The organism is Prevotella brunnea (assembly GCF_008016795.1).
GTDB classification, from domain to species: Bacteria; Bacteroidota; Bacteroidia; order Bacteroidales; family Bacteroidaceae; genus Prevotella; species Prevotella brunnea.
On record NZ_SDIK01000093.1, the window covers coordinates 1 to 8,330 of the forward strand.

The window sequence follows — 8,330 nt, forward strand, 5'->3', positions numbered from 1 at the left end:
AACAAAGACAACATATGAAAGGAGAATATATCAATTCAAAAACTGGAAAGAAAAGAATAAAATAACAGTGGAAGTACAGAGAAAGGAAAGATGAATTACACACTTTTAAGGACACTACCTAGCAATCGCAGTCAAGGTGGTCTTTTGGATTTATCAACTTCATGGGTCCTTAATATATTTCTTATTCCATAGGAATGATTTTGCCCACGGGTTCCCAGAAGTAGGCGATTAATAGATTGAAGGGTATGAAAAAGCGTGGGACTATTGTCGTTTCCACGCTGAGGCTCTGGACTGCCAACGGAAAGTAACAAACAACAACCCACGCCTGAAAGATATATCATGCCCACTAACGGGTACAATAATCTTGGCGTGAGAGTTTATCCATTATTCTTTCCGTTTGAAATTGTCCAGATTTCAGCGTAGAATAACGAGCAAACGCTCTTCGTAAAATGTCTGAGTCTTATAACGAATGCATACTCGTATGCACACTTGGACTCGCTGACAAATTTAATGATTTTTTCTTAAAACATCGACAATTTTTGAAAATATATTTATTAATTTGCCTCAAATCCGCAACTAAGCCCTTGAACGTCCTTATTGCGTTTACACGTCCTCTCATTACTGAATTTGCAGATAATTTGAGCTTGAAGCACCCACTTCTACCTACAATATCCCCTTACCCCACAATGTGACTTGAGGCAATACACAATATCATTCCCATAAGTTGTAGGCATTATCCAAAATCAGTTTGGAAAACATCTGCGTAAGCATTATTACAGGTATAGATATTCAGCACATACCGCCTTGATGTCCTGATCCATTCTTTGTGTCCGTTTTTGGATGGTAATTCCCTGCCTTCCTTTATGGAAGTATATTCAGAAAATAAAAATCATATTCAAAATTTATTGTAACGTTATGAGCAAAACAGTACCGAAATGTTTAAAGCAGCGATAACCAGAGTCGTGAAAAAGAATCATTATTAGCATGACTTCTGCCTTTGACATCGTGGAATCTCGATGATACTTTCTTTTTCCAGTAGGCTATAGCGTATATTTTGCCACCATTGCATCAAAAGACTTGCAGAAGTCATCTGCCATACAAAATATTTCAGTAACTTTGTCTTCGGTGATCATAGCGATTTTTGTTTGTAACTGTTTGAATATTAGTTCTTTAAAGTTACAACAAATTTCGCTAATCACCAAATTTATAGACACTTATAATTCGTCGAACTCACGTTAATTTTCAGTAAACACCAATTAGAGATAGGTGCTTTATTCTATTCTTCTCCGGTTTCTCCTTTATTCATTTCAGACAGAAGATAATAGGCACCCGATTGAGCAATATTAGAAAGTTTTTTTGTATCCTCTAAAGGCTCTATTGCTACAAATCCATTTTCTTCTTTTATCTTCTTGACACCAACAGGGAAGAACTTCCATCTTGAGCCCTGATGAGAGGCTTTATAGATATAAAATTTCCCATCTTTTTCGGCTATGGCTTCATAAGGTACAGCTTTCATCTTTATTGCATTTGTAGCAATCTGTGCCTGAATATACATGCCTCCAATTAATCCAGTTCTATCCCCCATAATATTTACCCGCACATCTACTGTCTGATTTTCATTGTTAAAGGTCTTACCAATGGAATATACTTTGCCTCTATAGTTTTTCCCACTGTTGTCGGATTGTTTAAATTGTACAGACTGTCCTACTTTTATTTTAGAAATATCGTGTAGAAAGACCTGTAATTCAGCAAAAATGTTGTCTGTATTTACAATCTTCATTATTGGCATTTCTGGAGTTGTATATTGGCCTGTCTGCACGTCGATTTGCTCAACAGTGCCACGGATAGGACTCTTTATTGCGATTGTCATCTTGGGATTTCCCTTGCGAATAGAGGAAGGATTAATACCCATTTTTCTAAGCTGGGCGGATAACATTTGCAATTCGCCATTAACTATCTTTAATTCTGATTTGATACGGTCGTAATCCTTACCTGCACCCACCCCCTCTTTCATCATCATTGCCTGGCGAGCAAACTCTTTCGAGAGATACTTCTGCTGATTGAGGGATGATAGATATTGTGTCTGAAGGTTAACAAAGTCGGGGTGAGACAAGTAAGCGATGATCTGGCCTTTAGCCACTATTTGTCCTTCTTTAACTAATATCTGTTTGATATTTCCACCCGTTTGCGGAGTTACAGTTGCTTCACTTTGCGGATCGATAACCAGTTTTCCATTCGCTTCTATAGCATTCTCAAAAACCATCTCTGTAAGATGGCCAACCTCAATATTCACCTTCTTCACTTGCTCGTCAGTGAGGACTACTTGGGTCTGTTCCTTCAACGCATTCTCTTCACTGTTTTCGGCCTGCTTCTTGGTGTTGCCACAAGCCATTAGAAGCAAGAGAGAGGCCATATAGATATATTTTTTTGTTTTCATTGTCTTAAATATTTGGATATTGTAAATCTATCTTTGTATTGATGTATTTTTCGTAAGCTGACCAATAGTCAAGCTCTGTCTGCACAGCATCGCCCATGGTCTGGATAAAGCCAATATAGTCAGTTGCCCCGAGTCGGTAAGCGGAAGCTGCTCCTCGTTGTTGCTCTCTTGCTGTTGGTAATGCTGTTTCTTGAAAGTATTTGAGTTTCGTCTGCCATTTTAGATTTTCTGTTTGTAAACGCTCTTGAACACTTTTAAGTTGTTGACGTGATAAGGTGAGATAAGCCTCTTCAATCTCCTTATCCATGGCCATGGCTTGCTTCTGTGCACGATATGAATTTCTAAATAAGGGAATACTCATACCAACATTTATAGTCCAATAGCCTAACCTATTTCCATTTCTCTGCGCCCCTGCTTCTACGAAAAAATTTGGTAGCACTTTTGTTTTTTCAACTTCTATCTGTGTTTGTGCCAGTTTAATTTTTTCTTTCTGCAATGCCAATATTGGATGAACAGTGTCATTGCATACTGCGAATATTTCTTCTGGGGAGGTAGAAGGTTCGTAAATTCCTTCTCCTAACCATCGAGATAACAATCTAACTGCTACTTGATAATCATAAGTTGACTGATTCAAATTTTCCTTCATCTCTATCGCTTTCTTCTTTGCTGTTAAATATTCTAATTGCGAGGTCTCACGCATTTCATATTTTAATTTTGCGGCATGTTCAAAATTCTGATAGATAGAGTCAATCATTGCATAGACTTTCATTCTCTGTTTCTGAATGTACGCTTGGGCATAATCGTAACTTACAGCTCTTTGTAAGTCATATTTTGTCAACGCTGCTTCTGCACGAGCTGTTCTTGTTGCTTGTTCTTGAGCACGAGTACGTTGCTTCTTACCGAATAGATTCAGATTCTGTCGGATAGATAATAATGAAAAGGTAGCATCATTACCTCTGCCGAGTTCGTCCACACCTGCTGAGAACTCCGTGTCTCCTATGTTATTTACGCCTTTAATCATCGTTTTCTCACGATTGACACGAAGTTCAGCTATCCTTATTGTAGGGTAATTTTGTTCTGCAAGTTGAAATGCTTGTTGAAGACTAACAGTTTGCGCTTTCGAACCATTTGTCATTAATAGCATGACCAATGTAAGTGTAATAGCCGTCGGTATCTTTTTTTTCTTAATATTTACCCCTTCTTCTAATGCATATAATAATGGAATTACGACCAGCGTAAGTAGTGTTGCGGTAAATAGCCCTCCAATAACTACTGTGGCTAATGGTCGTTGCACTTCCGCCCCTGCAGAGCCTGATACCGCCATAGGCAAAAAGCCAAGCATTGCAGCTGTTGCTGTTAGTAAGATAGGTCGTATGCGCTCTTTTGTACCCACTATAATTCTTCGATTTATATCTTTCATACCTTCACTTTTTAATGAATTGAATCGGTTAATGAGTACCAAACCATTGAGTACTGCAACACCGAATAACACGATAAAGCCGACACCTGCCGAGATGGAAAAAGACATACCACGCAATATCAAAGCTAAAACTCCACCAATCGTAGCAAGAGGTACTGCCATATAAATCATCAAGCTCTGCTTAAATGATTTTAATGCAAAGTAGAGTAAAAGGAAAATTAGTGCCATGGCTATTGGGAGAACTATCATCAAGCGTGCCTTTGCTTCTTGGAGATTTTGATATTCACCTCCATATTCCAGTCGATAACCTGAAGGAAGAGTCAACTCAGCATCAAGACTTTTTTGAATATCAGAGACGACGGATGCCACATCACGTCCTCGCACATTCACTCCTACATAGATTCTGCGTGAGGCTTTATCTCGTGATATTTGCATTGGACCTGACTCATAGTTAATATTGGCTACCTCTCTCAGGGGTATCTGCGACCCATTTGGCAGATCAACATAGAGTTGCTTAAGATTATCGATACTCTTACGATACGTCTCGGAGAGTCGAATGACAAGGTCGAAACGTTTTTCACCTTCAAATACCACTCCGGCAGAACTGCCAGCAAAAGCAGAACTCACATACCCGTTTAGGTCAGCAATATTCATTCCATATTGTGCTAAGCGCTGCCGGTCATATTTTACTGTAATCTGTGGTAATCCGTCTGTACGTTCAAGAGCCACGTCTTTGGCACCAGATATTTTACTAATAATGCTTACCATCCGATTTCCCAATTTATTGAGTTTTTCGAGGTCGTCACCATAGAGTTTTACGGCTACATCCTCGCGGACACCAGTAAGCAGTTCGTTGAATCGAAGTGCTACTGGCTGAGAGAAAGAAAAGTTTAGCCCGGGTAAAATTTGGAGCTTTTCCTTTATCCTTTCAATAAGTTCCTCCTTCGTTGTGGCCGAAGTCCATTTACTCCTGTCTTTTTCAAGGATAATAAAACTGTCCGTATAGTCAAATCCCATAGGGTCAGTAGGAATATCAGCCACGCCAATGCGTGCACAGACTGTTTTGATTTCAGGGAAGTTATCCAAAAGCAGACGCTCAACTTCTTTTTCTCTCTTGATTGTTTCAGAGAGAGAACTTCCTGGTCTAAGAAATGTTTGCATTGCTATATCTCCTTCATCAAGCTCAGGAATAAATTCTCCACCCATACGCGTAAAGGCGATGGTCGTAATTCCTAACATGATTATAGCTGAGAGAATGACTGCTGTCTTATGTCGAAGTGAAAAAAGAAGCAGCGGATTATACGCCCTCGTGATTTTTGTAATCAACTTGTTACTTACTTGCTCCAATCTCTTCTCAAACCTGACAATCCTACTATCGGAATTATGTAAGGGGCGTAGAATAAGAGCCGAAATCATAGGTACATAGGTTAAACAGAGTATGATCGCACCTAAGAGTGCAAACGAGAACGTGTAAGCCATAGGTGAAAACATCTTACCACTGATTCCTGTCAAGAATATAATCGGTGTAAAAACGATTAGAATTATCAGCTGACCAAAGAAAGCCGAGTTCATCATTGAGGATGCCGCATCGTAACTAATTTGATTCATGGCCGTCTGGTCAACTTTAAGATGGTGCTTAGTCCTCTTTCCAATCTCAAATACAATGCCCTCTACAATAATAACGGCTCCATCGACAATAATACCGAAATCAATAGCCCCCAGGCTCATTAAATTCGCCCAAACCCCAAAGATTCTCATCATGATAAAGGCAAACAATAGAGATAATGGAATAACGGAAGCTGTAATGATGCCACCTCGCACATTTCCGAGTAGTAAGACTAATACAAAAATGACAATCAGGGCTCCCTCTACCAAATTGCGAGCTATTGTACTCGTTGTACGGTCGATAAGATTAGAACGATCGAGAAACGGTTTTATCTCAATACCTGTGGGAAGTGATTTCTTGATACTTTCCATTCTATTTTTAACAGCATCAACCACTTTGTCTGAGTTTGCTCCCTTTAACATCAGAATCATGCCACCAACAGCCTCATGCCCATTTTGGGTAAAGGCGCCATAACGTACTTGTGAACCAATATCAACTTTATCGGCCACGTCTCGTATCAGAACAGGAATACCATTCGTATTCTTAACAACTATGTTTTGAATGTCTGCAATAGATTTAACCACTCCCTCACCACGAATAAAATTGGCCATGTGGTTGCGCTCGATATAGGCTCCACCGGTATTGATGTTATTCTTGCTTAATGCTTCGTATACTTCACTGATAGTAACTTTCATTGCATTGAGCCTATTCGGATTAAGAGCCACCTCGTATTGCTTTATACTCCCACCAAAAGAGTTCACTTCGACAACACCTGGAATCATTGACAGTTGACGTTTAACTATCCAGTCTTGAATAGTTCGCAATTCCTGTGGACTATATAAATTGCTGTCTTTAGGAACTAATGTGTATTGATAAATTTCACCCAACCCTGTTGTTATAGGTCCCATTTGGGGAGTGCCAAAGCCTTCTGGAATTTCTTCACGTACTTCTTCTAACTTCTCTTGAACAAGTTGGCGTGGCAGATAGGTATCCATATTATCCTTGAACACAATGGTCACAACCGATACACCGAATCGAGAGATAGAACGAATGTCTATTACACCAGGAAGATTCGACATGGCAAGTTCTACAGGGTAAGTAACAAACTGCTCTATATCTGTTGTTGAAAGGTTTTCTGACACAGTAATAACCTGTACTTGATTATTGGTGATATCTGGTGTAGAATCTACATTGATGGTTTTTAGTGAATATAAGCCACCACCTATAATGATTACCAAGAGGAGTATCACCAAGAACTTATGCTTAATGGAAAAATAAATAATTTTATTGATCATATCTCATGACTTAATTATACATGACATATTGAGAACAACCGTCATGTCTTATTCTATTTATTTAAAAAAAATGGATATAATTATGAGAGAGGAGGCGCTCGTAACCCACTTGAGACAATATTTACCTCAAGCAGATGAAAAGAGGGCTCTTGTGATGTTTCGTTAAACTTTGAAGCTTCAAGGTTTGACAATATTTTATACGGCGAGAAAACATACAATAAGTGTGATTGCTTCTCTATGGTCTGTGTGATCTGTTGAACGCACTTTTCGTTTTTGACAATGTGTTTGATTTGTTCAACAGAGCAATTGTCTGGTGTAGAACTTTGACCCGAAGTCGAGTGGCCAGTGTGACTATCATTAACATTGCCATCCAACGCGCATGTCATTTCAATGAAGCATACTTCTTTGGGGTGATGATGATGTGCCAAAACAGAGACAAACAACACCATGAGGATTGCCAACCAGATACTAAATATGGATATTTTTTTCATCATCACGATGCAAAGATATCCATTTAATCTTGCAACTCGGTTGCAAAGATTAATAATCTATTATGCGAGTTCGGGATAAGAAAAGTTCTTAAAAAGTTGGTAATCTCGCTTATTACTTGTATCTTTATAGGTGATAATCAATAAGTTACAAACAAAGTTAAAGCGATGATTACCAAAGACAAAGTTACTGCAATATTCTGTATTATAGACGAATTTAACAAAAATTTGAATACCGAACTCGAAAACAACCTTTTCCTACCTACACATAACGGCAAAGGAAAACGTTATAGACACCGTAAAGGTCGTCTTTCTGAAAGCAAGATTATGACAATTCTTATATGCTATCATTTCGGTACATACCGTAACTTCAAGGAGTACTACCTCAACTGCATTCGCGGACAACTCAAGCAGGAGTTTCCCGATGCTGTATCCTACAATCGTTTCGTGGAACTAATGCCACGTGTTTTCTTCCAGATGATGATGTTTATGAAGCTTTATGCCTTTGGCAAATGTACAGGGATAACGTTTGTCGACAGTACCATGATACCTGTATGTCATAATGTACGGCGTTATTTCAACAAGGTGTTTGCCGGTTCCGCGAAGAACGGAAAAGGTACTATGGGTTGGTGCCACGGCTTTAAACTGCACCTGCTCTGTAATGACTCTGGCGAGGTTATAACCTTCTGTCTTACAGGGGCAAATGTTGATGACAGAGATAAACGGGTGTGGAGCGTTTTTACAAAAGTCTTGTATGGAAAAGTATTCGCTGACAGAGGATATATCAAAAAGGAACTCTTTGAAACCTTGTTCGACCAAGGCATACATCTCGTACATGGTCTAAAAGCGAACATGAAGAACAAACTTAGGTAGTGTCCTTAAAAGTGTGTAATTCATCTTTCCTTTCTCTGTACTTCCACTGTTATTTTATTCTTTTCTTTCCAGTTTTTGAATTGATATATTCTCCTTTCATATGTTGTCTTTGTTTCCTCCATCGCCACGGCTGCCAGGAGGAAGATGACGGACTTTTCTGATGGCATGGATGTTCTCATTTGGATGGTTCTCCTGTACTTCCTGTTGAGCC

At 39.1% G+C, this 8,330-nt stretch carries 3 protein-coding genes and 3 pseudogenes; 1 reads left to right on the forward strand and 5 read right to left on the reverse strand.

Annotated elements, in window-relative coordinates:
• Positions 1–932: 932 nt before the first annotated feature.
• From ETF27_RS11590 to ETF27_RS11780, 4 genes and pseudogenes are all read right to left on the reverse strand, one after another.
• Positions 933–1,133: pseudogene (locus tag ETF27_RS11590) on the reverse strand (IS982 family transposase); the annotation flags it as partial.
• Between the two features lie 143 nt (positions 1,134–1,276).
• The gene (locus ETF27_RS10425) at positions 1,277–2,437 is read right to left on the reverse strand and encodes an efflux RND transporter periplasmic adaptor subunit (RefSeq protein ID WP_130828570.1); all 1,161 of its coding nucleotides are present in this window, start codon (positions 2,435–2,437) and stop codon (positions 1,277–1,279) included.
• Positions 2,438–2,441: 4 nt separating this feature from the next.
• On the reverse strand, positions 2,442–6,758 hold the full coding sequence (locus ETF27_RS10430) for a CusA/CzcA family heavy metal efflux RND transporter (RefSeq protein WP_130828571.1): 4,317 nt from the start codon (positions 6,756–6,758) through the stop codon (positions 2,442–2,444).
• An 80-nt stretch (positions 6,759–6,838) separates the two neighbouring features.
• Positions 6,839–7,252: a DUF6769 family protein gene (locus tag ETF27_RS11780; RefSeq protein WP_369406401.1), complete on the reverse strand. Its 414-nt coding sequence runs from the start codon at positions 7,250–7,252 to the stop codon at positions 6,839–6,841.
• Positions 7,253–7,414: 162 nt separating this feature from the next.
• On the opposite strand from ETF27_RS11780, the pseudogene ETF27_RS10435 reads away from it, so the two are divergent.
• Positions 7,415–8,113, forward strand: a pseudogene (locus ETF27_RS10435) (IS982 family transposase); the annotation flags it as partial.
• 26 nt (positions 8,114–8,139) lie between these two features.
• Here ETF27_RS10435 and ETF27_RS10440 read toward each other — a convergent pair.
• Positions 8,140–8,330: pseudogene (locus ETF27_RS10440) on the reverse strand (IS256 family transposase); the annotation flags it as partial.